The 22,812-nt window shown below is 60.1% G+C and carries 28 protein-coding genes; 19 read left to right on the top strand and 9 right to left on the bottom strand.

Annotated features, from left to right (window positions below; genetic code table 11):
• Window positions 1-6: 6 nt before the first annotated feature.
• The 3 genes from GTP58_RS22010 to GTP58_RS22000 form a co-directional block, all read right to left on the bottom strand.
• A complete protein-coding gene (locus GTP58_RS22010; RefSeq protein WP_072789023.1) occupies window positions 7-900 on the bottom strand; it encodes an ABC transporter ATP-binding protein in 894 nt (297 codons plus the stop codon).
• A 168-nt stretch (window positions 901-1,068) separates the two neighbouring features.
• The gene (locus GTP58_RS22005) at window positions 1,069-2,265 is read right to left on the bottom strand and encodes an ABC transporter permease (RefSeq protein ID WP_161079256.1); all 1,197 of its coding nucleotides are present in this window, start codon (window positions 2,263-2,265) and stop codon (window positions 1,069-1,071) included.
• Between the two features lie 3 nt (window positions 2,266-2,268).
• Window positions 2,269-3,048, bottom strand: a complete 780-nt coding sequence (locus tag GTP58_RS22000) for an ATP-binding cassette domain-containing protein (protein WP_161079255.1) — start codon at window positions 3,046-3,048, stop codon at window positions 2,269-2,271.
• A gap of 159 nt (window positions 3,049-3,207) precedes the next feature.
• Between GTP58_RS22000 and GTP58_RS21995 the strand changes: the two genes are divergently transcribed.
• Together GTP58_RS21995 and coq7 are read left to right on the top strand one after the other, a co-directional pair.
• On the top strand, window positions 3,208-3,606 hold the full coding sequence (locus tag GTP58_RS21995) for a hypothetical protein (RefSeq protein ID WP_308937369.1): 399 nt from the start codon (window positions 3,208-3,210) through the stop codon (window positions 3,604-3,606).
• A gap of 51 nt (window positions 3,607-3,657) precedes the next feature.
• The gene (gene coq7, locus GTP58_RS21990) at window positions 3,658-4,299 is read left to right on the top strand and encodes a 2-polyprenyl-3-methyl-6-methoxy-1,4-benzoquinone monooxygenase (protein ID WP_161079254.1); all 642 of its coding nucleotides are present in this window, start codon (window positions 3,658-3,660) and stop codon (window positions 4,297-4,299) included.
• Between the two features lie 19 nt (window positions 4,300-4,318).
• On the opposite strand, the gene GTP58_RS21985 is transcribed toward coq7, so the two are convergent.
• The gene (locus GTP58_RS21985; protein WP_072789013.1) at window positions 4,319-4,744 is read right to left on the bottom strand and encodes an OsmC family protein; all 426 of its coding nucleotides are present in this window, start codon (window positions 4,742-4,744) and stop codon (window positions 4,319-4,321) included.
• Between the two features lie 224 nt (window positions 4,745-4,968).
• Between GTP58_RS21985 and rplM the strand changes: the two genes are divergently transcribed.
• From rplM to erpA, 4 genes are all read left to right on the top strand, one after another.
• Window positions 4,969-5,397: a 50S ribosomal protein L13 gene (gene rplM, locus GTP58_RS21980; RefSeq protein ID WP_056157909.1), complete on the top strand. Its 429-nt coding sequence runs from the start codon at window positions 4,969-4,971 to the stop codon at window positions 5,395-5,397.
• A gap of 9 nt (window positions 5,398-5,406) precedes the next feature.
• Complete coding sequence (rpsI, locus tag GTP58_RS21975; protein WP_161079253.1) at window positions 5,407-5,799, top strand: 30S ribosomal protein S9; 393 nt, start codon at window positions 5,407-5,409, stop codon at window positions 5,797-5,799.
• A 153-nt stretch (window positions 5,800-5,952) separates the two neighbouring features.
• A complete protein-coding gene (argC, locus tag GTP58_RS21970) occupies window positions 5,953-6,990 on the top strand; it encodes an N-acetyl-gamma-glutamyl-phosphate reductase (protein ID WP_072789008.1) in 1,038 nt (345 codons plus the stop codon).
• Between the two features lie 110 nt (window positions 6,991-7,100).
• Window positions 7,101-7,451, top strand: a complete 351-nt coding sequence (gene erpA, locus GTP58_RS21965) for an iron-sulfur cluster insertion protein ErpA (protein ID WP_072789006.1) — start codon at window positions 7,101-7,103, stop codon at window positions 7,449-7,451.
• Window positions 7,452-7,585: 134 nt separating this feature from the next.
• On the opposite strand, the gene GTP58_RS21960 is transcribed toward erpA, so the two are convergent.
• Window positions 7,586-8,074, bottom strand: a complete 489-nt coding sequence (locus tag GTP58_RS21960; RefSeq protein ID WP_161079252.1) for a putative adhesin — start codon at window positions 8,072-8,074, stop codon at window positions 7,586-7,588.
• A 147-nt stretch (window positions 8,075-8,221) separates the two neighbouring features.
• Window positions 8,222-9,334, bottom strand: coding sequence for an NAD(P)/FAD-dependent oxidoreductase (locus tag GTP58_RS21955; RefSeq protein ID WP_161079251.1), 1,113 nt, complete (start codon window positions 9,332-9,334; stop codon window positions 8,222-8,224).
• 81 nt (window positions 9,335-9,415) lie between these two features.
• Here GTP58_RS21955 and GTP58_RS21950 point away from each other — a divergent pair, with 81 nt between their 5' ends.
• A complete protein-coding gene (locus tag GTP58_RS21950; RefSeq protein ID WP_161079250.1) occupies window positions 9,416-10,093 on the top strand; it encodes a TetR/AcrR family transcriptional regulator in 678 nt (225 codons plus the stop codon).
• A gap of 142 nt (window positions 10,094-10,235) precedes the next feature.
• Window positions 10,236-10,940: a choice-of-anchor J family PEP-CTERM protein gene (locus GTP58_RS21945; RefSeq protein ID WP_161079249.1), complete on the top strand. Its 705-nt coding sequence runs from the start codon at window positions 10,236-10,238 to the stop codon at window positions 10,938-10,940.
• 6 nt (window positions 10,941-10,946) lie between these two features.
• Here GTP58_RS21945 and GTP58_RS21940 read toward each other — a convergent pair whose 3' ends face one another.
• Window positions 10,947-12,044 (bottom strand): anhydro-N-acetylmuramic acid kinase, encoded by a 1,098-nt coding sequence (locus GTP58_RS21940; RefSeq protein ID WP_161079248.1) that lies wholly within the window; start codon window positions 12,042-12,044, stop codon window positions 10,947-10,949.
• A 97-nt stretch (window positions 12,045-12,141) separates the two neighbouring features.
• A complete protein-coding gene (locus GTP58_RS21935; RefSeq protein ID WP_072788997.1) occupies window positions 12,142-13,533 on the bottom strand; it encodes a peptidoglycan DD-metalloendopeptidase family protein in 1,392 nt (463 codons plus the stop codon).
• A 158-nt stretch (window positions 13,534-13,691) separates the two neighbouring features.
• Between GTP58_RS21935 and tyrS the strand changes: the two genes are divergently transcribed.
• The 11 genes from tyrS (at window position 13,692) to GTP58_RS21880 (ending at window position 22,432) form a co-directional block, all read left to right on the top strand.
• Window positions 13,692-14,945, top strand: a complete 1,254-nt coding sequence (gene tyrS, locus GTP58_RS21930; RefSeq protein WP_072788995.1) for a tyrosine--tRNA ligase — start codon at window positions 13,692-13,694, stop codon at window positions 14,943-14,945.
• Window positions 14,942-15,388, top strand: a complete 447-nt coding sequence (dtd, locus tag GTP58_RS21925; RefSeq protein WP_161079247.1) for a D-aminoacyl-tRNA deacylase — start codon at window positions 14,942-14,944, stop codon at window positions 15,386-15,388. Before tyrS ends, dtd begins: the two co-directional genes overlap by 4 nt.
• Before the next feature lies 1 nt (window position 15,389).
• Entirely contained in the window at window positions 15,390-15,818 is a 429-nt protein-coding gene (locus tag GTP58_RS21920) for a YbhB/YbcL family Raf kinase inhibitor-like protein (RefSeq protein ID WP_161079246.1), read from the top strand.
• Between the two features lies 1 nt (window position 15,819).
• Entirely contained in the window at window positions 15,820-16,467 is a 648-nt protein-coding gene (locus tag GTP58_RS21915) for a histidine phosphatase family protein (RefSeq protein ID WP_161079245.1), read from the top strand.
• Between the two features lie 148 nt (window positions 16,468-16,615).
• Window positions 16,616-17,632 carry a tRNA dihydrouridine synthase DusB gene (gene dusB, locus GTP58_RS21910; protein ID WP_161079244.1) on the top strand — a complete coding sequence of 339 codons (1,017 nt, stop codon included), beginning with the start codon at window positions 16,616-16,618 and terminating at the stop codon, window positions 17,630-17,632.
• A 104-nt stretch (window positions 17,633-17,736) separates the two neighbouring features.
• Window positions 17,737-17,970, top strand: a complete 234-nt coding sequence (locus tag GTP58_RS21905; RefSeq protein ID WP_072788986.1) for a helix-turn-helix domain-containing protein — start codon at window positions 17,737-17,739, stop codon at window positions 17,968-17,970.
• Window positions 17,971-18,065: 95 nt separating this feature from the next.
• The gene (purH, locus tag GTP58_RS21900; RefSeq protein WP_161079243.1) at window positions 18,066-19,652 is read left to right on the top strand and encodes a bifunctional phosphoribosylaminoimidazolecarboxamide formyltransferase/IMP cyclohydrolase; all 1,587 of its coding nucleotides are present in this window, start codon (window positions 18,066-18,068) and stop codon (window positions 19,650-19,652) included.
• A gap of 70 nt (window positions 19,653-19,722) precedes the next feature.
• Complete coding sequence (gene ruvC / locus GTP58_RS21895) at window positions 19,723-20,274, top strand: crossover junction endodeoxyribonuclease RuvC (protein WP_161079242.1); 552 nt, start codon at window positions 19,723-19,725, stop codon at window positions 20,272-20,274.
• A gap of 16 nt (window positions 20,275-20,290) precedes the next feature.
• The gene (ruvA, locus tag GTP58_RS21890) at window positions 20,291-20,869 is read left to right on the top strand and encodes a Holliday junction branch migration protein RuvA (RefSeq protein ID WP_161079241.1); all 579 of its coding nucleotides are present in this window, start codon (window positions 20,291-20,293) and stop codon (window positions 20,867-20,869) included.
• A 40-nt stretch (window positions 20,870-20,909) separates the two neighbouring features.
• A complete protein-coding gene (ruvB, locus tag GTP58_RS21885) occupies window positions 20,910-21,965 on the top strand; it encodes a Holliday junction branch migration DNA helicase RuvB (RefSeq protein WP_161079240.1) in 1,056 nt (351 codons plus the stop codon).
• Window positions 21,965-22,432, top strand: a complete 468-nt coding sequence (locus tag GTP58_RS21880) for a YaiI/YqxD family protein (RefSeq protein ID WP_161079239.1) — start codon at window positions 21,965-21,967, stop codon at window positions 22,430-22,432. Before ruvB ends, GTP58_RS21880 begins: the two co-directional genes overlap by 1 nt.
• Here the strand turns inward: GTP58_RS21880 and GTP58_RS21875 are convergent.
• Window positions 22,410-22,778 (bottom strand): YbaN family protein, encoded by a 369-nt coding sequence (locus GTP58_RS21875; protein ID WP_161079238.1) that lies wholly within the window; start codon window positions 22,776-22,778, stop codon window positions 22,410-22,412. The genes GTP58_RS21880 and GTP58_RS21875 overlap by 23 nt on opposite strands.
• Window positions 22,779-22,812 lie beyond the last annotated feature (34 nt).

The following is a 22,812-nucleotide window of genomic DNA, read 5'->3' as shown; positions in this document are numbered from 1 at the left end:
GCGCCCTTAATCGCAGGTGTTCGCGGCGCGGTGGCGGCCGGCGATGGTGGCGAAGTAGACATCCTCCAGATCGCCGATGGCTTCCTCGAAGCCATCGCCCGGATCGTTATCACTGTAGACGTGGATCAGCGTGCGGCCCGACAGCAGGCGCGACGAGATCACCGGATGGCGCAGCTGGAACGATTGCAGGTCGCGCTTGTCGATGAAGCGCGCCCAGATCTTGTCGCTGACTTCGTGGATCAGTTCCTGCGTTGGCCCGCACAGCAGCAAATGCCCCTTGTTGATGATGGCCATGTTGGCGCACAGGTCGGCCACGTCGGACACGATGTGCGTGGACAGGATGACGGTCTTGTCTTCGCCGATGTCGGACAGCAGGTTGTGGAAGCGCACGCGTTCCTGCGGATCGAGGCCGGCGGTCGGTTCGTCGACGATGATGAGTTTCGGGTCGCCCAGCAGCGCCTGGGCGATGCCAAAGCGCTGGCGCATGCCGCCCGAGAAACCGCCCAGGCGCTGGTGGCGCACTTCAAATAAATTGGTTTGCTGCAACAATCCATCGACCACTTCGCGGCGGCGGTGGCGGTTGCTCAGGCCTTTGAGCACGGCAAAATGGTCCAGCAGTTCGTAAGCGGTCACCTTCGGGTAGACGCCGAAATCCTGCGGCAGATAGCCCAGCAGGCGGCGGATCTCGTCTTTTTCATCGAGCACATCAAGGTCGCCAAAGAAGACCGAGCCGGAGTCGCATTCCTGCAGGGTGGCAATGGTACGCATCAGCGTCGATTTGCCGGCGCCGTTAGGGCCGAGCAAGCCGAACATCCCGGTGGGGATGGTGAGCGAAATATTGTCCAACGCCACAACACCGTTGGCGTACGTCTTGGACAAATTGCTGATACTTAATTCCATGCTAACTCCTGATTCTGCGCGACAAACCACTTTTCACATGATGGCATTGTATTGAATTTGTTCCAGACTCGGGGCGCCATTGCGATGGGCGGCAAAAATGTGCGCCAGAGTGCAGAATTGGCGGAACAGGCTGTAAGGGCCGGTTACGTAGTTGAATAGACAACTTAGTCAATTCCTGAACAAAACCTGCTCCCGGTTGAACCACCAGCGGCACAGGGCCAGCAGCAGGCCGGCCGTGATGGTTGTTGACATTAATATCACGGATAACATGCGGTAGTCCATGGTTCCCTTGACCAGTTCCTTCATGGCCAGCGAGACGTTGGTGAGCGGCACCATCGCCCATTTCCAGTTCAGTTCGACGCCAGGCAGCAGGGCCACAAAAATCGGCATGATGGCAAGCAGGATCAGCGGTGAAATCAGTCCCGCAGCTTCCTTGTAGCTTTTGGCGTAGACCGAAATCGATAGCAGGATGGCGGCAAAGATGGCGGCGGTGGGCACCAGCATCAGCGCCACCATGGCCAGGTCCAGCGGGCCGATGGCGCGCACCATGAGCACCAGGTCGCCGCCGATGTGCGGACCAAAGAAGTGCAGCAGCAGCCCCATGCTGAGGATCATCAGCAGCGCCGAACTCAGGCCGATGGTGAACAGCATCAGGAACTTGGCCAGCACGATGCCGGTGCGCGACACGGGCGCCAGCAGCAGGGTTTCCAGCGTGCCGCGCTCTTTTTCACCGGCGCCGGTATCGATGGCCGGATACATGGCTGCCATCAGGCACACCATCAACAGCACATACGGCAGCATGCCGCCCACCATGGCGCCGATTTGTTCGCGCTTGTCGGCGGTGGAGTGGTCTTCCAGCGTGATGGGATCGAGCGCGAAAGCCAGCTGCTGCTGGTTGAGCTTGAGGGCAGACAGCGCATGTTCGCGCAGTACGCGGTTCTCGCCGCCGATCACGGACAGCACGCGCTTGCGTGTCAGGTCAATGGCGGCGGCGCTGTTGTAGTGCAGCTGGATCACGCCTTGCTGCTGCGCGCTGAGCTGGCCGTCGAGGCCGGGCGGGATCACCAGCGCAAACTTGATGCGCTCGGCAGCAATCGCGCCCTTGATGTCATCCGGGCTGGTCAACGCAATTTCGTGAAAGCCCTTTTCCCTGGCGAAGCGTGCCGCCAGCTGTGGCGCATGCTCCTTGCCAAACATCGCGTACGCCATGTCGGCCGTGCTGGCCTGTTTGAACATGCTGCTCGACAGCAGGCCAAAGCCGGCAAACAGCAGCGGCATGGCAAACACGGGAATGAACACGGTGAAGAAGAAGGTGCGGCGGTCGCGCGCCAGTTCCAGCAGTTCTTTCAGGTAGATGGTCCACATGGTTCAGGCTTCCTGGTTGACGACGCTGACAAAGGCATCGTACAGATCGGCGCTGGCGCCCAGGTGGCGCAGCTCATCCATGGTGCCGTGGAAGGCGGTCTTGCCGTGGTTGATAATACAGACGCGGTCGCACAGCTTTTCCACTTCATGCAGGTGGTGGGTGGAAAAGATCAGCGGGATGCGCAGCGCTTTGTAGCTGGCGATAAAGTCGAGCAGGATTTTGGCGGACATCACGTCCAGGCCGGTGGTGGGCTCATCCAGAATGACGATCTGCGGCTCATGCACCACGGTGCGGGCGATCGCGCATTTCTGTTTCATGCCGGTGGACAGCTGGTCGGCGCGCTTGTTGCTGAACTCATGCATGTGCAGCAGGTCGAATAATTCGTCGCAGCGGCGTTTGAGGTAGGGCGGACTCATGCCGTGCAGGCGGCCGAAGTATTCGATGTTTTCGCGCGCGGTCAGGCGGCCATACAGGCCGGTGCTGCCGGATAAAAAGCCGATGTGCTTGCGCGCCGCCAGCGGATCGGCAAGCAGGTCGATGCCGTTGGCGTGGATGCTGCCGGCGTCGGGCCTGAGGGCGCTGGAGAGCAGGCGCAGCGTGGTGGTTTTGCCGGCGCCGTTGGGGCCGAGCAGGCCCAGCACCTCGCCCGCGCCGCAGCGGAAGCTCACATCGCGCACCGCATGGAACCAGCCGTCATGATCGCGCGGATCGCGGGCAGTGGCGTTACCAGCGCCGCGCGCGGACCAGCGAAAGCGTTTGGCCAGGTTGCTTACCTCGATCATCGTGCCGTCCCCGATTGAAAAGTTTCAAGAATAGCATGCAAAAATTCCGGCACGCAAGCTACTGGATGTAGATGGCTTTGCCGTTATTCTTGCTATAGTCGCATACGGGAGCGTCGCGAAAAAATGAATCCTGAGCTAAAAGAAAAAATACTGGCGGTAATGCAGTTTGGCATAGACCGTGAAGAATCCACCGGCTTTTTCCGCGTGGCGCTGGGACTGTATTACCTGTCCAGCCTGATGACCAAGGAAACCCTGGATTTCGACAAGCTCGATAGCGAATTCAACCGCTTCATCTATCACACCATCGGCAAGGGCCACAGCATTACCAGCATCCTGCAATACATGAGCGGGGAGAAGGTGGTGCAGGTGGTTGAGTCCAGGCGCTTTCTGAAAGCATTTGGCGAGTACTGCACGGAAGTACCGCTGGAGAACATTCCCTTCCTGCTGGGCCTGAACCTGGGCGTGGCCAAAGATATTTCCAGGATCGATGTGCGCGGGCCGGTGGCGGACTACATCGAACGCCAGCGTCAGCTGCGTGAGGCGGCAGACGCAAAATAAGAGGGTGGTCCCTTATAATGGGATTTTCCATCTGACGACACGAGTTTGCTCATGGCTGCATATCTTCACACCCCCCTGGACCGTTTCATTGCCGGCGCCGACAAGGCGCTGCGCGTGGTGACTGGCGTTGCATCGGCCTCGCGGCCGACGCCGGCGGCCCATGCGGCGGATGCGGAGATGAGCGAAGCGGAGCGCCGCCATGCCGCCGGCCTGATGCGCGTGAACCATGTGGGCGAAGTGTGCGCGCAGGCGCTGTACAACGCGCAGGCGCGCTTTGCGCGTACGGACGCCATCCGCGAGCAGTTCGAGCATTCCAGCCGGGAGGAAGAGGACCATCTGGCGTGGACCGCGCAGCGCCTGGGTGAGCTCAATTCCCACATCAGCGTGCTCAATCCGCTGTTTTATGCCGGCGCGTATGCGCTCGGTACGGTGGCTGCCGTGCTGGGCGATGCGCGCAGCCTGGGCTTTGTGGTGGAGACCGAGCGCCAGGTCGAGGCGCATCTGGAAAGCCATCTGGACCGGCTGCCGCCGCAGGACGCCAAGTCGCGCGCGATCGTCGATCAGATGCGCGTCGATGAAATCGAGCATGGCGCTGCCGCCCAGCGGCTCGGCGCCGTCAGTGTGCCGGCGCCGGTGCAGGCAGTCATGTCGGCCATGGGCAAGGTCATGACCGGCACGGCCTACTACATCTGACGCTGGCTGCGTGGCAGCCTCACGCGGCCTCGATGATTTCGAACGAGTGGGTGATCTCGGCGGTCTTGCCCAGCATGATGGACGCGGAGCAGTATTTGTCGTGCGACAGCGTGATGGCGCGTTCGACCTGTTCAGGCTTCAGGCCGCTGCCGGTCACCACAAAGTGGAAGTTGATCTTGGTGAAGACTTTGGGCTCGGTATCGGCGCGCTCGGCTTTCAAGACGCACTCGCAGCCGCGGATGTCGGCACGGCCTTTTTTCAGGATCAGCACGACGTCGTACGCGGTGCAGCCGCCGGTGCCCAGCAACACCATTTCCATCGGGCGCGGCGCTAGGTTGTGGCCGCCGCCTTCCGGTGCGCCATCCATGGTGACCAGATGGCCAGAACCGGTCTGGGCCAGGAAACTCATGCCCGACGGGCCATTCCAGCTAACTTTGCATTCCATTGCACTCTCCGTGTGAGAAAACTTTGTCCATATTGTAATGGAGCGCGCCAGCCCTGTGTTTCTGCGGCCTGCGCGCCAGATCGGGCTTGACGCCGAAGGCTGCAAGCGGTTATGATTGTCGGCTTTCCATTCGCTCAGGAAAGAAAATAAAAAGGCCGAGTCCGCTGTTTCAGTAGCGGAACCACCATTTGAGCGTGTAATTTCTTAATACAGAAAGTCATCACATGAAAACTTTTTCCGCTAAAGGACATGAAGTCCAGCGCGACTGGTTCGTGATTGACGCGACGGACAAAGTCCTCGGACGTGTTGCCAGCGAAGTGGCACTCCGACTGCGCGGCAAACACAAGCCTGAGTTCACCCCTCACGTCGATACCGGCGATTTCATCGTCATCATCAACGCAGGCAAACTGCGCGTGACCGGTACCAAAGCAACCGAGAAGACCTACTACCGTCACTCGGGCTACCCAGGTGGCATCTACGAGACCAACTTCCTGAAAATGCAACAGCGTTTCCCAGGTCGCGCTCTGGAAAAAGCCGTCAAGGGCATGCTGCCAAAAGGCCCACTGGGCTACGCAATGATCAAGAAGCTGAAAGTGTACGCTGAAGGTTCGCACCCGCACGCTGCTCAGCAACCTAAAGCACTCGAAATCTAAGGAACTGACATGATCGGTAACTACAATTACGGCACCGGCCGTCGCAAGAGTGCAGTAGCTCGTGTGTTCATCAAAGTTGGCACTGGCCAAATCATCGTTAACGGCAAGCCAGCGTCGGAATACTTCTCGCGCGAAACCGGCCTGATGGTGATTCGCCAGCCTCTGGAACTGACCGGCAACGTTGAACGTTTTGACATCAAAGTCAACGTTCACGGCGGCGGCGAGTCCGGCCAGGCAGGTGCAGTTCGTCACGGTATCACCCGCGCGCTGATCGACTACGATTCGGCCCTGAAAGGTGATCTGGCACGCGCTGGCTTCGTAACCCGCGATGCACGTGAAGTTGAACGTAAAAAAGTTGGTCTGCGCAAAGCACGTCGCGCAAAACAATTCTCGAAGCGTTAATTTTTACGCTGTGGTGCGCTGCTTGCGGCGCATCTCCCAAAAAGCCGCCGGCTACATGCCGGGCGGCTTTTTTGCTATTTGGTACTGTCATGCAGCGGTAGCGCATGGCTGATAAAATGGTCCACTCTCCCACGCACTTTTAAGGAAAAAACAATGATCAAAGTTGGCATCGTCGGCGGTACCGGTTATACCGGGGTAGAACTGCTGCGTTTGTTGGCAGTCCACCCGAACGTGGAACTGACGGCAATCACCTCGCGCAAAGAGGACGGCTTGCCAGTCGCTGACATGTTCCCTTCGCTGCGTGGCCGCGTGAACCTGAAATTCTCGTCGCCGGAAAATGCCGACCTGAGCAAGTGCGACGTGGTGTTCTTTGCCACCCCGCACGGCGTCGCCATGGCCCAGGCGCCTGAGCTGCTGAAAGCCGGCGTCAAGGTCATCGACTTGGCGGCCGACTTCCGCATCAAGGAAAAAGCCGTCTTCGAAAAATGGTACAAGATCGAGCACACCTGCCCGGACCTGCTGGAACAGGCAGCCTACGGCCTGGCCGAACTGAACCGTGAAGACATTCAAAAAGCCAATCTGGTCGCCAACCCTGGCTGCTATCCAACTACCATGCAGCTGGGCTATTACCCACTGCTCAAGGCTGGCCTGATCGATGCCGGCTCGCTCATCGCCGACTGCAAATCGGGTGTGTCGGGTGCCGGCCGCAAGGCGGAAATCGGTACCCTGTTCTCGGAAGCGTCGGACAACTTCAAGGCTTATGGTGTAGCAGGCCACCGCCACACGCCGGAAACCTCGGCCCAGCTGCAGAAGTTCACTGCCGACAAGGTCAGCCTGATCTTCACGCCGCATCTGGTGCCTATGATTCGCGGCATGCACTCGACGCTGTATGCGCGCCTGACCAAGGACATCAGCAACGAAGACTTGCAGAAGCTGTTTGAGGACCAATATAAGGACAGCGCCTTCGTTGACGTGATGCCGTTTGGCTCGCATCCGGAAACCCGCTCGACGCGTGGTTCGAACATGCTGCGCCTGGCGCTGCACCGTCCGGACAATGGCAATACCGTCATCGTGCTGGTGGTGCAGGACAATCTGGTCAAGGGCGCATCCGGCCAGGCGGTACAGTGCATGAACCTGATGTTTGGCCTGGAAGAAACCACCGGCCTGACCCAGATCGCGCTGCTGCCTTGATCTAGCGCCTTGATTTTGTGCGCTTTATCATCAAATTTAAAGCTGGGCGGAGCAGGAAAATCGCCCAAGGTCTATAATGGGCTCAATTGTTTTCTCGTAGGGAGTAAGAAATGAATGCTGTTGCTGAAATGCCAGCGCCTATCATCTTCACCGATAGCGCTGCTGAAAAAGTGGCCCAACTGATCGAGGAAGAAGGCAATCCAGACCTGAAACTGCGCGTGTTCGTGCAGGGCGGTGGCTGCTCCGGCTTCCAGTATGGTTTCACCTTCGATGAAATCGTCAACGAAGACGACACCACCATGGTCAAGAACGGCGTCCAGCTGCTGATCGATTCGATGAGCTACCAGTACCTGGTGGGCGCAGAAATCGACTACAAGGATGACCTGGAAGGCGCGCAATTCGTGATCAAGAATCCTAGCGCAACCTCCACCTGCGGCTGCGGTTCGTCGTTCTCCGTTTAAATTCCGGCGCCCGCAAAAACAGCCTGCGGGCGTAATGCTGTTCAGTGTAGGTCTCTTTTCAAGACCTTTGCGGAATAGCGCTGAGATAAGGCCTTGACGGCCCGGTCGTAACTTCGGCCGGGCCGTTTGTCATTTTAGCTCTTGCAGGCGCACCACAGGACGTCGAACGGCCTGCCATTGAAGTTGGCGTCGTTCAGCAAGGCGGACAGGCGGATGTTTGGCCGGCCGTTATCAACCATCAGTATCAGGCGCGTACTGGCGCCCAGTGTTGGGGCATCATGGCGCACGGTGGCGCCCAGCGCGGCAATGGCGGTGGTGCCGTAACCCGCCGGGATGGCAGGCAGAGCCAGGCCGGTGGGAGCGCCGATGAGGTAGTCCTTGAACTGCGCGCCGCCGATACGGCTGCTGTTGACGGTGGCATACGAGGCGCTAATCGTATTGTTTGCCAGGGCCTGGGTTGCGGCGGCCTGGATCTGGATGTCCCAGACGGGAATGCCTTCGCGCGTCCATGAATACAGATTGATTTTGCTGGCGTCTGGGCGCTGGAAGTTGAAGGTCTGGTCAAGTACGGCGCCGTGGCCGTACAGCACGAGCAGGTTGGCGGTACGTGTTGGTCCTGGCATGGTGATTCTCCTTGAGGTCGTTTCGATGTGAATAAGCGCACGAGCCGCGCTTGCGCTCGCTTAAGGGCGCAAGCGCGTCGTGTGAAACGATTGTGACCAGACTGTTTGTGCAGATCCTGACCAATCATGGCCGCCTTCGCCGCAGCTTTACTGGCGGAACATGCCGATCAGGCTGTGCGGGGAGTCGGGGCCGTACAGGATGTCGTGCAATTGCGCTGCCTCCGCCGCAGCCTGGGCGCTGCGGGGGAATAGTTCCTGTTCGTACGCCGCCAGCGCTGTCTCGATCTCGCCGGGATGGGCGGCAATGGCTTTGGCCAATTCGGCGCCGTCATACATGGCAAGGTTGGCGCCTTCGCCGGACGGCGCCATCAGGTGGGCGGCATCGCCGAGCAGCGTGACACCGGGCACGCGTTGCCAGCGGTGTTGCTGGGGCAGTGCATGGATCGCGCGCAGTACCGGCGCCGTATCGCTTGCAGTAATGAGCGCGGTCAGCGTCGGCGACCAGTCGGCAAACTCGGCCGCAATACGGGCCTTGGCCGCGCTGCCGTCACTGAAATCGATCTTCGCCAGCCATGCCTCCGGCTGGTTGAGTGCGATGTAGGCGTGCACCATGCCGTTGGGCTCGCGGTGGCTGAGGATACCTTTGCCCGGCGCGATGGCGAACATGGCGCCGCTTCCGGCCGCCGCCGCAGTGGCCGGATGGCGGGTGTCCGCGTCGCGCAGCCAGGTTTCGATGAGCGCCATGCCGACATATGCCGGCATGGCATCGGACAGCAGGGGGCGCACTTTGGACCAGGCCCCATCCGCACCGACCAGCAGGCCGCAAGTGGTGCTGGAACCGTGAGCGAAATGCAGCGTATGGCGGCCATCGCCCAATGGCATGACCTGCGTCAGCTTGTGACCCCATTGCACCGTGCCTTCGGGCAGTGACTCCAGCAGTATGCGGCGCAGCTCGCCGCGCTGGACTTCCGGCCTGCCGCCAGTGCCATCGTCATGCTGCGCGAACAGCAGCTTGCCGTGCCTGTCGAGCACGCGTGTGGCTTGGCCGCCATGGTGAATCAGCGCAGTGAATTCCCTGAATAAGCCTGCATCCCGGAGGGCGAGCTGGCCGTTGAAATCGTGGATATCCAGCAGGCCACCTTGTGCGCGCGCCGTGGCCGAGGCTTCGGCTTCATATACCGTGGCGGCGATGCCGTGGACGTGCAGCACGCGGGCCAGGACCAGCCCGCCCAGGCCTGCGCCGATGATTGCAATGGGCATGTTTTTCATTGTTTAATCTGAATGGAACGTTGTTCCATTCAGATTTTGCTGCAGCAGGCCAGGTATGTCAAGATAACGGCCATGCAGAAAAACACTCCGCGCAGGGAAGATGGGCTGTCCCGCGAGCGCATTATTGAAGAATCCATTGCCTTGCTGGATAGCCGTGGCGAAGCTGGCCTGACCTTTCGCGCTCTGGCAGAACGGCTGGCCACCGGGACCGGCGCCATCTACTGGCATATTTCCAATAAGAACGATTTGCTGACTTCGGCTTGCAATGAGATTGTTACACGCACGCTCAAGACAGCTGCGGCCGATGTGTCGCCGGAGCAAGCCATCCGCGCGCTCGCGCTGGCCCTGTTTGACGCCATCGACGCGCGGCCGTGGCTTGGTTCTGCGCTAACGCGCGCTCCTTTGCAATCACCTATGGTAAGCATTTTGGAGGGCTTGGGACAGCAGGTCTGCCGCATGCGCGTGCCCATGCCGCAGCAGTTTGCAGCAGCGTCAGCATTGCTGAATTACATCCTTGGCGTGAGTGTGCAAAATGCGGCAAATGCCCAGCTGGGGCGGGCTCTGGGCGGCGACAGGGCGGCAATTCTGGGCCAGGTGGCGGCAGCGTGGGCGCGGTTGGATGCGGACCAATTTCCGTTCACACGCAGTGTTGCTGAACAACTTCCGGTACATGATGACCGGGCTGATTTTCTCGTGGGGATAGACCTGATACTGCGGGGCATGTTTACCACGCAAAAGGCTCATGTTTAGTGTTGTTTTTATAAGTTATTTTAATATGTAAAGTTGTTTTTATTTACACAATAATTTAACAATCATGATATCTTGATTATGACGGCCTGGTGGCCGCCAAAAACATAAATATTTCTTCCACTTCTACGATGGAGGTTTCAAGATGTCTGTATCCTTTAAATCAGCTCTCGCCTTAGCCGTAACGTTAGCTTTCAGTGGTGTTGCTTCCGCTGATGCATTGACAGAAAATTTTGATAATGGCGTCCCCACCGGCTGGACCGTGAACAATCTGAGCCAGCCTGTGGGCGTGACTGATTGGTTCCAGGGTAATCCTGCTGTATTCAGTGCACATCAGGGCGCAGCCGACTCCTATCTGGGTGCCAATTTCAATAGTGGCTCAGGCACCGCTGACATCAGCACCTGGCTGATCTTGCCGACCTCAACCTATCACAACGGCGATACGCTGTCGTTCTATACCCGTACCTCAGATTTTTCGCTGTGGCCGGACAATCTGGAAGTTCGTTTCAGCAATGTTGGCGGCACGAATGTCGGCAACACCTCGAGCAGCGTGGGCACTTTCAGCAAATTGCTGCTGTCGGTGAATCCTGGCCAGGATCTGTTTGGTTATCCTGAGGAGTGGACGAAATACAGCGTCACGCTGAGCGGTCTGTCCGGCGCGACCAGCGGTGCGTTTGCCTTCCGCTACGTGGTGCAGGATGGCGGCCCGGCCGGCGACAATTCCAACTTCATTGGCATTGACACCCTGCAAATCACCGCCGTTCCTGAGCCAAGTACCTATCTGATGCTGGGTGCCGGTCTGGGCCTGATCGGCCTGATGCGCGGCCGTAAAAAACAGGCTGCTGCCTAAGCAGCGTTAACGGGGGTAGAGGGCACCCAGTACGCGGTCGCCCTTGGCTCCGGTTACCGATGGCAGATTGCCCGCCAGGCGCTCGCTGAAGCGATAGCCGAGCCAGGCAAATGCCAGTGCTTCTACGCGGTTGGGCGCAACGCCCAAGGCTTGCGTGGAAGCTACCATAACCTGCGTCCCCAATTCCCTTCCTAAGGCATCCATCAGCACGCTGTTATAAGCGCCGCCGCCGCAGATATAGGCCGCGTCTGCGCCATCGCCGTGGGCCTTGATGGCGTCTGCCAGCGTGACTGCCGTGTATTGCGTCAGCGTACGCTGTACGTCTGCCGGGGCCGCCTGCGTATGGGCGGCGAGGCGGGCGTCGAGCCAATCCATATGGAACAGGTCGCGGCCGGTGCTTTTGGGCGCGGGCAGCGCCAGGTAAGGTTCTGTCAGCAACGCGGACAGCAGTTCGGGAATGAGCTTGCCGCTGGCGGCCCAGGCGCCGTCAGCATCATATTCCTGCTGGCGGTGGCGGTGTATCCAGCCGTCCATGAGGACGTTGCCGGGGCCGGTATCGAACCCGATCGCGCTGCCGTCGCCGCGCAGCACGCTGATATTGGCGATGCCGCCTATATTGGCCACTACGCGCGTCTGTCCGGCCTTGCCGAACAGGGCCTGATGGAAGGCCGGCACCAGCGGTGCACCCTGGCCGCCGGCGGCAATGTCGCGGCTGCGGAAGTCGGCAATCACGTCGATGCCGCACAGTTCGGCCAGCAGGGCCGGGTTGTTGGTCTGGCGCGTGAAACCCAGTTCCGGGCGGTGGCGTATGGTCTGGCCGTGCACGGCGACCGCGCGGACGTCTTGCGGCTGTTTGCCCGATTCGCGCAGCAGCTGCGCTACGCACTGGGCGTAGTATTGCGCCAGCTGGTTGGCCGCCAGGGCTTCACGTTCGATTTCGTTGGCGCCGCTGGCCTGCAAGGTCATCAGTTCGGCGCGCAGCGCTGGCGGGAAGGCGAGGTAGGTGGCTGCGATGGTGGCCATGGCGTCGCCGTGGAATTGCGCCAGTGCGCCGTCAACGCCGTCCAGGCTGGTGCCGGACATTAAACCGATGTACAAAGTCATACGTGCCTCTGGATGTGTGTGCTTACGCACGGAAGGAACTGTCTCAGAAGCGCATGATAATAAAAAACAGGCCGACTAGGCGGCCTGTTTGGTGAGATTACTTCGCCGCAGCGACGCGGGTCGGTATGCCGCCGCCGCCCACCGGACGTAGCAGCGCGAAGCGATGCATCATGTCGTTCGCATAGACTTTGAAGCGGCCCATTTCCGCTGCGGTCAATGGTGCTTGTGCCTGTACATTCATCTTGCCTGGGTCCTTGGCTTCACCACCCACGCGGAATTCGTAGTGCAAGTGCGCGCCGGTCGACCAGCCGGTAGTGCCGACGTAGCCGATCACGTCACCCTGGCTGACCTTGGCGCCTTTTTTCATGCCATTGCCAAACCGGCTCATGTGGGCGTAAGCCGTAGTGTAGTTGCTCCAGTGTTTGATGACGATGAAGTTGCCGTAGCCATTCATGGTACCGGCAAAGTCGATCACGCCATCGCCCGCAGCGCGAATCGGCGTGCCGGTTGGCGCCGGGAAGTCGATGCCCTTGTGGGCTTTCCACTGGCCGGAAATCGGATGCACGCGCATCGCGAAACCGGACGAAATACGCGAAAACTCCACCGGCGATTTCAGGAAGGCTTTCTTGAGCGATTTGCCGTCGAAGCTGTAGTAGCCGCCGCCCTGTTTGCTTTGCGGATCTTCAAACCACACCGATTGATAGGTCGTGCCACGGTTGGTCAGTTCGCCTGCCAGCACACGGCCCGCGCGCACGAACTCGCCATCCTGCCAGAACGTTTCATACACCACGTTAAAGCTGTCGCCGCGCTTCAGGTCGCCACGGAAGTCGACGTTGGTCGAGAACATTTCAATGATCTGCTTGACGATATTGTCGGGCAGCTTGGCGCCGTCTTCGCTGGAGTCGGTGGCCGCATACAGCGTCGAAGTGATGTTCCGTGCGTGCATTTCCACGCGGCGTTCCAGCTTGGCTGGTTCGGCGGTAGCGACAAAGCCGTCGGCCTTGCGAGTGATCTTGATATTGGTGACGGGATCGTCCTTGCCATCCACCACGGTGGCGCGCAGCCACTGCAGGTTGCCTTCGTCGTCGGTCTGGGCTTGTACACGCTTGCCGGTCTTCAGCTGCATGACGCCTTTCGCAACCTTATCTTTTTTGATAAAGTTCTCGGCCGCATCGTCATCCACGCCCAGGCGGGTCAACAGCGTCGCCAGGGTATCGCCAGCGCGGATCTTTTCTTCGTGCACAAAATGCTCGTTAGAAGACTGCTGTTCCAGCGCATTGATCTGCGCGCTCAGGTCTGGCGTGACCACAGCTTCCTGTACAGTTTTCACCGGCAGATCGGACGCGTCAGGGGCGAGCGGAGCTACGCCGGCGGCACCAAAAGCACATACTGCGAGAAACAATGCAGACGCGCTGATGATGCGCGCCTTGCGCGTAGAACCTAGCAGACTGAACAAGCGTGAGCTTGTGAATTTATGTATTTGGTTCATGCAATCAGTTAAAATTTGCCGCTTGAACTATTCAGGAACGTTTTATTTCTTCTAATTATATGTTTTGTTAGTTTTCGTGCGGCAAGATTGATGGATCGAGGATTATAACAAACTCCTGAAGCTGCCTACCTTTTTCTGAAAAATACGCTTAAAAAATTATGACTACTACTTCTTCGACACCTGCGGCTCCCTCTAAAGCGTTGCCGTTATCCGACAACGTACAAGAGGCACTTGCCATCACCAAACGCGGTGTCGACGAGTTGCTGATTGAAAGCGAGTTCGCGCAAAAGCTGGCGCGTTCGGAACAAAGCGGCGTGCCACTGCGCATCAAGCTGGGCCTGGATCCAACCGCGCCCGACCTGCATCTGGGCCACACCGTGGTGCTCAATAAAATGCGCCAGTTGCAGGACCTGGGCCATCAGGTGATCTTCCTGATCGGCGACTTCACCTCCATGATTGGCGACCCATCGGGCCGTAACGCCACGCGTCCGCCGCTGACCAAAGAGCAGGTGGAACAAAATGCCATGACTTACTTCAAGCAGGCATCGCTGGTACTGGATCCGGCCAAAACGGAAATCCGCTACAACTCCGAATGGTGCGACCCGCTGGGCGCACGCGGCCTGATCCAGCTGGCCTCGCGCTACACCGTGGCGCGCATGATGGAGCGCGACGATTTCACCAAACGCTATAAAAACGGTACGCCAATTGCCGTGCACGAATTCCTGTACCCGCTGATGCAGGGTTACGACTCGGTGGCGCTGAAGTCGGACCTGGAGCTGGGCGGCACCGACCAGAAATTCAACCTGCTGGTGGGCCGCGAACTACAAAAGGACTACGGCCAGGAGCCTCAGTGTATTTTGACCATGCCGCTGCTGGAAGGTTTGGATGGCGTGGAAAAAATGTCGAAGTCGAAGAACAACTACATCGGCATCACCGAACCGGGCAACACCATGTTCGCCAAGATCATGAGCATCTCCGACGAAATGATGTGGAAATACTTCGATCTGCTGTCGTTCCGCTCGATCGCCGATGTCGCCGCGCTGAAAGCCGAAGTGGCTGGCGGCCGCAACCCGCGCGACGCCAAAGTGGCGATTGCGCAGGAAATCGTCACGCGCTTCCACTCGCAACAGGCAGCGGAAGATGCGCTGGCCGACTTCGTCAACCGCTCCAAGGGCGGCATCCCGGACGATATTCCGGAAGTGACGCTGGGCGGTGCGCCGCTGGGCGTGGCGCAATTGCTGAAGCAGGCCAACCTGTGCGCGTCCACTTCGGAAGCGATGCGGATGGTGGAGCAGGGCGGCGTGCGGGTTGACGGCACCGTCATCAGCGACAAGGGCTTGCAGCTGCAAGCCGGCACCTTCGTGCTGCAGGTGGGCAAGCGCAAGTTCGCACGCGTGACCCTGTCCGCATGATCGGCCTGCTGCAACGCGTCAGCAGCGCCAGTGTGGTGGTCGATGGCGCCACGATAGGCGCCATCGATGCCGGCCTCATGGTGCTGGTCTGCGCTGAACGCAACGACACGGAAAAGGACGCCGAGGCGCTGCTGACCAAGCTGCTTGGCTACCGCGTGTTCGCCGATGAGGCAGGCAAGATGAACCGCAGCGTGACCGACACCAATGGCGGCCTGCTGCTGGTGCCGCAGTTCACGCTGGCGGCCGACACCAAGTCCGGCACGCGGCCATCGTTCACGCCGGCCGCCGCGCCGGCCGACGGCCTGCGCCTGTTTAATTATTTTGTTGAGCAGGCGCGCCTCAGGCATCCGACGGTGCAGACCGGCCAGTTCGGCGCCGACATGAAAGTCTCGCTGACCAACGACGGCCCCGTCACCTTCTGGCTGCAAACCAACGCCAAATAAGATGCAGCTTGCCAGCGACAGTTTCCGCGACCGCAGCGCCATGCCGGCGACCCACAGTCCGCAACTGCGCTGGAGCGGCGTGCCGGCGGGCGTGAGTTCGCTGGCACTGCTGTGCATGGATGCCGATGCGCCGCCCGGCGGCGCTGACATCTTCCACTGGAGCGTGGTGGATATCCCGCCGTCCATGGCTGGCCTTGACGAGGCGGCAAGCTTGCCGCTGAGGCAGGGGCAAAACGATTTTGGCCAGGTCGGGTATCATGCTCCCTTGCCGCCGCCGCAGCAGACGCGCCATTACATTTTTCGCCTCTATGCGCTGGATGTCGCGCGCCTCGCGCTGCCGGCGCCGTTCACCGGCGCCGACGTTTTGAAGGCCATATATGGCCATATCGTCGACGAAGCGCAGCTGATCGGCACTTACACAAGAACTTGATATGAACGCCACCACTATTTTGCTGATCCGCCACGGCGAGACGGCCTGGAATGCCGTGCGCCGCCTGCAGGGCCACATCGATATCCCGCTCAACGAGGAGGGCGAACGCCAGGCCGCCGCACTGGCGCGCGCGCTGGCCGGGGAAAAGCTGGACGCCATCATTGCCAGCGACCTGCAACGTGCCATGCAGACCGCGCAAGCGGTGGCCGGCCATCATCCGCATCTGCAACTGCATACCGACGCCCAGCTGCGCGAGCGCGCTTATGGCGTGTTTGAAGGCATGCTGTACCAGGATATCCAGCACCAGTATCCGGACGATTTCGCCAAATGGCAGGCGCGCGATATCGAGGCGGTGATGCCGGCCGGCGAGCGCAAGGCGGAAAGTTTCCACCAGTTCTACGACCGCACCATCGCCGCCTTGCAGGCCGTGGCTGAACGCCACGCGGGCCAGACCGTGGCGGTGGTCGCCCACGGCGGTGTGCTCGAATGCGCCTACCGCGCCGCACGCGGCATCCAGCTCGACAGTCCGCGCGACTTCCAGGTCAAAAACGCCAGCATCAACCGTTTTACCGCAGGCGCCGGAAAACTGCTGCTGGACAGCTGGGGCGAGGTCGATCACCTCCATGTTTCCATGGATGACGTCATCTAACGACCGTGCTTAAAATTTATGCATGGAAACATCGTCTCATAACGGCAAACCTGCACATTTGCCGATTTCATAAAAAATAGTGCTTATTATTTGAGCAGGGCTTCGGTTAAAATAGAAGGTTCCTTCTCACCCCATTCAGGTATTGCCAGTGCAAATCGGCCCTCATTTACTGCGTAACAACGTTTTCGTCGCCCCGATGGCCGGGGTCACGGATCGGCCTTTCCGCCAGTTGTGCAAAGAGCTGGGCGCAGGGTATGCGGTCTCCGAAATGGCAGCCTCCAACCCGCGTTTGTGGGCTACGGAAAAGAGTTCGCGCCGTACCGATCACACGGGCGAGATGGAGCCGAAGGCCGTGCAGATCGCCGGCGCCGACCCGAAAGACCTGGCCGATTGCGCCCGTTTCAACGTCGAGCGCGGTGCCCAGATCATCGACATCAACATGGGCTGTCCCGTCAAAAAGGTGTGCAACGCCTGGTGCGGTTCGGCTCTGCTGCAGGACGAAGAACTGGTCAAGCGCATCGTCGATGCGGTGGTGGGCGCAGTGGATGTGCCCGTCACGCTGAAATTCCGCACCGGCTGGGATCGTGAGAACAAGAATGCGCTGAAGATCGCGCGGATCGCCGAAGAGGCCGGTATCGCCATGCTGACCTTGCATGGCCGCACGCGCGCTGACGGTTACAAAGGTGACGCCGAGTACGACACCATCGCTGCCGTGAAGCAATCGGTGTCGATCCCGGTGGTGGCCAATGGCGACATCACCACGCCCGAGAAAGCCCGCTTTGTGCTGGATTACACGGGCGCCGATGCGGTCATGGTGGGCCGTGCCGCGCAAGGCCGGCCATGGATTTTCCGCGAGATCGACCATTATCTGCGCACCGGCAAGCATTTGCCGGCGCCCTACGTGGACGAAGTGCGCGCGCTCATGGATGAGCACCTGCGCGCCCACTACGCGTTTTATGGCGATTACCTGGGCGTACGCACTGCCCGCAAGCATATCGGCTGGTATGTGCGCGAACTCGAAGGCGGTGAGGCGTTCCGGCAGAAAATGAACCTGCTGGAGTCCGTCGAAGAACAACTACTTGCTGTAGACCAATTCTTCGAATCGCAGTGGCGGTACGGCGAGCGGTTACAATACCGCCTCGCTGAAGATTTGCAGGCTGCATAAGCGGTCGAAATAATTACTAAAAAAGTCATATCATCAGAAGGGCAAACGTTTCCAATGGAATGATTTGCCAGCGTCAACAGATTAATTAGCCGAACGATAAGAAAATGAGCAAAGAAAGTATCCAGGAAGTAGTCCAGAAAAGTCTCGAAGAATACTTCGCCGACCTGGGCGAGCAACAGGCCTCAAACATCTATGACATGGTTGTGCTGACCGTTGAGAAACCGATACTGGAAGTGGTCATGACCCGCGCCGACGGCAACCAGTCGCACGCGGCGCAGATGCTGGGCATCAACCGCAATACCCTGCGCAAGAAATTACAAGAGCACGGCCTGCTGTAATAGCGCCCGATCTATCCGGCATGAAGTGGCTGGGGACGGCCGCAATGCCGGACCGCCCGAATTATTTAACCACCTCCATCTAGTCATTCATCGCCATGATTAAACAAGCTCTCATCTCCGTATCCGACAAAACCGGTGTGCTGGACTTCGCGCGCGCGCTGTCCGCCATGGGCGTCAACATCCTGTCGACTGGCGGCACCGCCAAACTGCTGGCCGACAACGGCGTGCCGGTCACCGAAGTTGCCGACTACACCGGCTTCCCGGAGATGCTGGATGGCCGCGTGAAAACGCTGCATCCGAAAGTCCACGGCGGCATACTTGCCCGCCGCGACTTCCCTGAGCATGTGGCCAAGCTGGAAGAGCACAGCATTCCGACCATCGACATGGTGGTGGTCAATCTGTACCCCTTCCAGGCCACGGTGGCCAAAGACACCTGCACGCTGGACGACGCCATCGAGAACATCGACATCGGCGGCCCGGCCATGCTGCGTTCCGCGGCCAAGAACCACAAGGACGTGGTGGTGATCTGCGACCCGGCCGACTACGGCGTGGTGCTGGCGGAAATGAAGACCACCGACAACGCCCCAGGCTATGTCAGCTACGACACCCGCTTCATGCTGGCCACCAAGGTCTACTCGCACACCGCGCAGTACGACGGCGCCATCGCCAACTACCTGACCAGCCTGGACGCGACGCGCGCCCACGGCAGCCGCAGCGCCTATCCAGCCAAGCTGAACGTGGCGTTTGAAAAAGTGCAGGACATGCGCTACGGCGAAAACCCGCACCAGTCGGCTGCGTTTTACCGCGACGTGGCGACCACGCCGGGCGCGCTGGCCAACTACAAGCAGCTGCAGGGCAAGGAACTGTCGTTCAACAACATCGCTGACGCCGATGCGGCGTGGGAATGCGTGAAGAGCATGGGCGGCTTCGACCAGTCGGCTGCCTGCGTGATCGTCAAGCACGCCAACCCATGCGGCGTGGCACTCGGCGCCAACGCTGCCGACGCGTACAAGCGCGCACTGCAAACCGATCCGACCTCGGCGTTCGGCGGCATCATCGCCTTCAACGTGGAAGTGGATGTGGCGGCGGCCACCGAGCTGGCCAAGCTGTTCGTGGAAGTGCTGATCGCGCCGTCGTTCACGGCCGAAGCCAAGCAGATCCTGTCGGCCAAGCAGAACGTGCGCCTGCTGGAAATCCCGCTCGGCGATGGCGTCAACGCGATGGACTTCAAGCGCGTGGGCGGCGGCCTGCTGGTGCAGTCGGCCGATGCCAAGAATGTCATGCTGGCCGACGTCCGCGTCGTGAGCAAAAAACAACCGACCCAGCAGGAACTGCAGGACATGATGTTCGCCTGGCGCGTGGCGAAATACGTCAAGTCGAACGCCATCGTCTTCTGCGGTAACAACATGACCCTGGGCGTGGGCGCTGGCCAGATGAGCCGTATCGACTCGGCCCGTATCGCGTCGATCAAGGCGCAAAATGCCGGTCTGTCGCTGGCGAACTCGGTGGTGGCGTCGGATGCGTTCTTCCCGTTCCGCGACGGTCTGGACGTGGTGGTGGATGCGGGCGCGACCTGCGTGATCCACCCGGGCGGTTCGATGCGCGACCAGGAAGTCATCGACGCAGCGGACGAGCGCGGCGTAGTCATGGTGTACACCGGTACCCGCCACTTCCGCCATTAATCCCCGCCGTTTAGCCCAATAGAAAGCCCGCAAGCTTGCGGGCTTTTTCTTTACTGCATACAATCGTTGAATGATTATTCTCGGCATCGACCCCGGCTTGCGCACCACCGGCTTTGGCGTCATACAAAAGCACGGTAGCAAGCTGCGCTACATCGCCTCCGGCACCATCAAGAGTGGCGAGGGCGACCTGCCGACACGGCTCAAGGTGATACTGGACGGCGTGGGCGAAGTCGCGCGCACTTACGGCCCCGACTGCGCGGCCATCGAACAAGTGTTCGTCAACGTCAATCCGCAATCGACGCTGCTGCTGGGCCAGGCCCGTGGCGCGGCGATCTGCGCGCTGGTGTCGGCCGACCTGAGCGTGGCCGAGTATTCGCCCACACAAATCAAAAAAGCCATCGTCGGCACGGGCCGCGCGGTGAAAGCGCAGATGCAGGAAATGGTGGTTCGCTTGCTGTCGATGCCGGGCATGCCGGGCACGGACGCGGCCGACGCACTTGGCATCGCCATCTGCCACGCCCACAGCCGCGAAACACTGACGCTGATTGCCGGCGGCACCAATGCCACGGCCAACGGCCCACTGGCCGGCTTGCGCCTGCGCCGTGGCCGGCTGGTTGGCTAACATTTAAAGGTAAAACATGATCGGACGTCTCTCCGGCATTCTGCTGGAAAAAAATCCTCCTCAACTGCTGGTCGATGTGGGCGGTGTCGGCTACGAAGTCGATGTTTCCATGAGCACCTTCTACAACCTGCCCGGTGTGGGCGAGAAGGTGGTGCTGTTCACGCACCAGGCCATCCGTGAAGACGCGCATCTGCTGTTCGGCTTTGGCAATGCCGAAGAACGCGCCGTGTTCCGTCAGCTGATCAAGATTACCGGGGTTGGCGCGCGCACCGCGCTGTCGATCTTGTCGGGCATGTCGATTGCCGACCTGGCGCAAGCCGTGACGCTGCAGGAAGCGGGGCGCCTGGTCAAGGTTCCCGGCATCGGCAAGAAGACGGCTGAACGCCTGCTGCTGGAACTCAAAGGCAAGCTGGGCGCGGACATCGGCGCGGGCGGCGTGCATGCGGCGCCGGATTCGCAATCGGACATTCTCAACGCGCTGCTGGCGCTGGGCTACTCCGACAAGGAAGCCTTGCTGGCACTGAAGACCGTTCCTGCTGGCGCCGGCGTTTCCGACGGCATCAAGCAAGCGCTCAAAGCCCTGTCCAAAGGCTGAACGGCCGGGCGCAGTGCGCAATGCAGGGTAAAATGGCGGCATGAGCATCCAGACCGATAACTTTACCGAGCAGCGCATTATTGACGCCGCCCCATCCTCGCCAAACGAAGAGGCGATCGAGCGCGCGCTGCGCCCCAAGCATCTCGATGAGTATGTCGGGCAGGCCAAGATCCGCGATCAGCTGGAGATCTTCATTTCTGCTGCACGCAAGCGCAAGGAAGCGCTGGATCATACGCTGCTGTTCGGTCCGCCTGGCCTCGGTAAAACCACGCTGGCCAACATCATTGCGCGCGAGATGGGCGTGAACATGCGCCAGACGTCCGGCCCGGTGCTGGAGCGTCCGGGCGACCTGGCGGCGATCCTGACGAATCTGGAAGCCAACGACGTCCTGTTCATTGACGAGATCCACCGTCTGTCGCCCGTGGTGGAAGAAATCCTGTATCCCGCGCTGGAAGACTACCAGATCGACATCATGATTGGCGAAGGCCCGGCGGCGCGTTCGGTCAAGCTGGACCTGCAGCCGTTCACGCTGGTCGGCGCCACCACGCGCGCCGGCATGCTGACCAATCCGCTGCGCGACCGTTTCGGCATCGTTGCGCGCCTGGAGTTCTACACCACCGAAGAGTTGACCAAGATCGTCATCCGCAGCGCCGCGCTGCTGAAGGCGCACATGGATGAAGACGGCGCGCGCGAGATCGCCCGCCGTGCGCGTGGCACGCCGCGTATCGCCAACCGCCTGCTGCGCCGCGTGCGCGACTACGCCGAGGTGAAGAGCAATGGCGAAATTACCAAAGCCGTTGCCGACGCTGCGCTGGTGATGCTGGATGTGGACACGGTGGGCTTCGACGTCATGGACCGCAAGCTGCTCGAAGCGGTGCTGTACAAATTCGGTGGCGGTCCGGTCGGCATCGGCAATCTGGCGGCAGCGATTGGCGAAGCAGCCGATACGATAGAGGACGTGCTGGAACCCTACCTTATCCAGCAAGGCTATCTGCAACGCACGCCGCGCGGCCGCGTGGCCACGCCAGCCGCGTACAAACACTTTGGCGTCCAGCCGCCGCGCACCAATCCCAACGGCGAACTGTGGGACCTGTGATGCAGATCTGGGTCGATGCAGACGCCTGTCCAGCCGTCATCAAGGAAATTCTCTACCGCGTCGCTGACCGTGTGCAGATGCAGGTCACGCTGGTCGCCAACCAGTTGCTGCGCGTGCCGCCATCGCGCTTTATCCGCGCAGTGCAAGTGCCGTCCGGCGCGGATGTGGCGGATCAGGAAATCGTGCGGCTGCTGGCGCCGGGCGACCTGGTCATCACTGGCGATATCCCGCTGGCGTCGGATGTGCTCAAGAAGGGCGGCTATGCGCTCAATCCGCGTGGCGAGTTCTACACCAACGATAACATCGCCCAGATGCTGACCATGCGCGCCTTCATGGACGAGCTGCGTGGCAGCGGCGTTGATACCGGCGGCCCGGCGGCTTTCAGCCAATCAGACCGCCAGAACTTTGCCAACAGCCTGGACCGTCATCTGGCAAAACAGAAGCTTACTTCTTCACGCGCATCGTAGGCACAAAGCGGGTCAGGTAGATCGTCACGCAGATGCCGATCAACACGATCAGCAGGCGCACCCACAAGTGATCCGTGCGCCAGATCGAATAGCTCATTGAACCCCACATAAAAATCAGGATCCAGACCTTGCCGCGCAAAGGAATGCCGTGGCCGTTTTCATAGTCGCGCAGATATTTGCCGAACACGCGGTTGGTTTGCAGCCAGTGGTGCAGGCGCGGCGAAGCGCGCGCGAAACACGCCGAGGCGAGCAGCAAAAATGGCGTGGTCGGCAGCAGCGGCAGGAAGATGCCGAGCACACCCAGGATCACCGCCAGAATCCCGATGGAATTGAGAATTATTTTCATTTGGCCGAATCGTAACACTGAGTGTCCGGCCATG

The organism is Duganella sp. CY15W (assembly GCF_009857555.1).
In the GTDB taxonomy this organism is placed as follows: Bacteria; Pseudomonadota; Gammaproteobacteria; order Burkholderiales; family Burkholderiaceae_D; genus Rugamonas; species Rugamonas sacchari.
This window is presented reverse-complemented; position numbering and strand designations above follow the sequence as displayed.

Coding starts and splice junctions, on each gene's coding strand:
- GTP58_RS22010 (WP_072789023.1), bottom strand. CDS start 900: ATGGAATTAAGTATCAGCAATTTGTCCAAGACGTACGCCAACGGTGTT.
- GTP58_RS22005 (WP_161079256.1), bottom strand. CDS start 2,265: ATGTGGACCATCTACCTGAAAGAACTGCTGGAACTGGCGCGCGACCGC.
- GTP58_RS22000 (WP_161079255.1), bottom strand. CDS start 3,048: ATGATCGAGGTAAGCAACCTGGCCAAACGCTTTCGCTGGTCCGCGCGC.
- GTP58_RS21995 (WP_308937369.1), top strand. CDS start 3,208: ATGCAGTTTGGCATAGACCGTGAAGAATCCACCGGCTTTTTCCGCGTG.
- coq7 (WP_161079254.1), top strand. CDS start 3,658: ATGGCTGCATATCTTCACACCCCCCTGGACCGTTTCATTGCCGGCGCC.
- GTP58_RS21985 (WP_072789013.1), bottom strand. CDS start 4,744: ATGGAATGCAAAGTTAGCTGGAATGGCCCGTCGGGCATGAGTTTCCTG.
- rplM (WP_056157909.1), top strand. CDS start 4,969: ATGAAAACTTTTTCCGCTAAAGGACATGAAGTCCAGCGCGACTGGTTC.
- rpsI (WP_161079253.1), top strand. CDS start 5,407: ATGATCGGTAACTACAATTACGGCACCGGCCGTCGCAAGAGTGCAGTA.
- argC (WP_072789008.1), top strand. CDS start 5,953: ATGATCAAAGTTGGCATCGTCGGCGGTACCGGTTATACCGGGGTAGAA.
- erpA (WP_072789006.1), top strand. CDS start 7,101: ATGAATGCTGTTGCTGAAATGCCAGCGCCTATCATCTTCACCGATAGC.
- GTP58_RS21960 (WP_161079252.1), bottom strand. CDS start 8,074: ATGCCAGGACCAACACGTACCGCCAACCTGCTCGTGCTGTACGGCCAC.
- GTP58_RS21955 (WP_161079251.1), bottom strand. CDS start 9,334: ATGCCCATTGCAATCATCGGCGCAGGCCTGGGCGGGCTGGTCCTGGCC.
- GTP58_RS21950 (WP_161079250.1), top strand. CDS start 9,416: ATGCAGAAAAACACTCCGCGCAGGGAAGATGGGCTGTCCCGCGAGCGC.
- GTP58_RS21945 (WP_161079249.1), top strand. CDS start 10,236: ATGTCTGTATCCTTTAAATCAGCTCTCGCCTTAGCCGTAACGTTAGCT.
- GTP58_RS21940 (WP_161079248.1), bottom strand. CDS start 12,044: ATGACTTTGTACATCGGTTTAATGTCCGGCACCAGCCTGGACGGCGTT.
- GTP58_RS21935 (WP_072788997.1), bottom strand. CDS start 13,533: ATGAACCAAATACATAAATTCACAAGCTCACGCTTGTTCAGTCTGCTA.
- tyrS (WP_072788995.1), top strand. CDS start 13,692: ATGACTACTACTTCTTCGACACCTGCGGCTCCCTCTAAAGCGTTGCCG.
- dtd (WP_161079247.1), top strand. CDS start 14,942: ATGATCGGCCTGCTGCAACGCGTCAGCAGCGCCAGTGTGGTGGTCGAT.
- GTP58_RS21920 (WP_161079246.1), top strand. CDS start 15,390: ATGCAGCTTGCCAGCGACAGTTTCCGCGACCGCAGCGCCATGCCGGCG.
- GTP58_RS21915 (WP_161079245.1), top strand. CDS start 15,820: ATGAACGCCACCACTATTTTGCTGATCCGCCACGGCGAGACGGCCTGG.
- GTP58_RS21905 (WP_072788986.1), top strand. CDS start 17,737: ATGAGCAAAGAAAGTATCCAGGAAGTAGTCCAGAAAAGTCTCGAAGAA.
- purH (WP_161079243.1), top strand. CDS start 18,066: ATGATTAAACAAGCTCTCATCTCCGTATCCGACAAAACCGGTGTGCTG.
- ruvC (WP_161079242.1), top strand. CDS start 19,723: ATGATTATTCTCGGCATCGACCCCGGCTTGCGCACCACCGGCTTTGGC.
- ruvA (WP_161079241.1), top strand. CDS start 20,291: ATGATCGGACGTCTCTCCGGCATTCTGCTGGAAAAAAATCCTCCTCAA.
- ruvB (WP_161079240.1), top strand. CDS start 20,910: ATGAGCATCCAGACCGATAACTTTACCGAGCAGCGCATTATTGACGCC.
- GTP58_RS21880 (WP_161079239.1), top strand. CDS start 21,965: ATGCAGATCTGGGTCGATGCAGACGCCTGTCCAGCCGTCATCAAGGAA.
- GTP58_RS21875 (WP_161079238.1), bottom strand. CDS start 22,778: ATGAAAATAATTCTCAATTCCATCGGGATTCTGGCGGTGATCCTGGGT.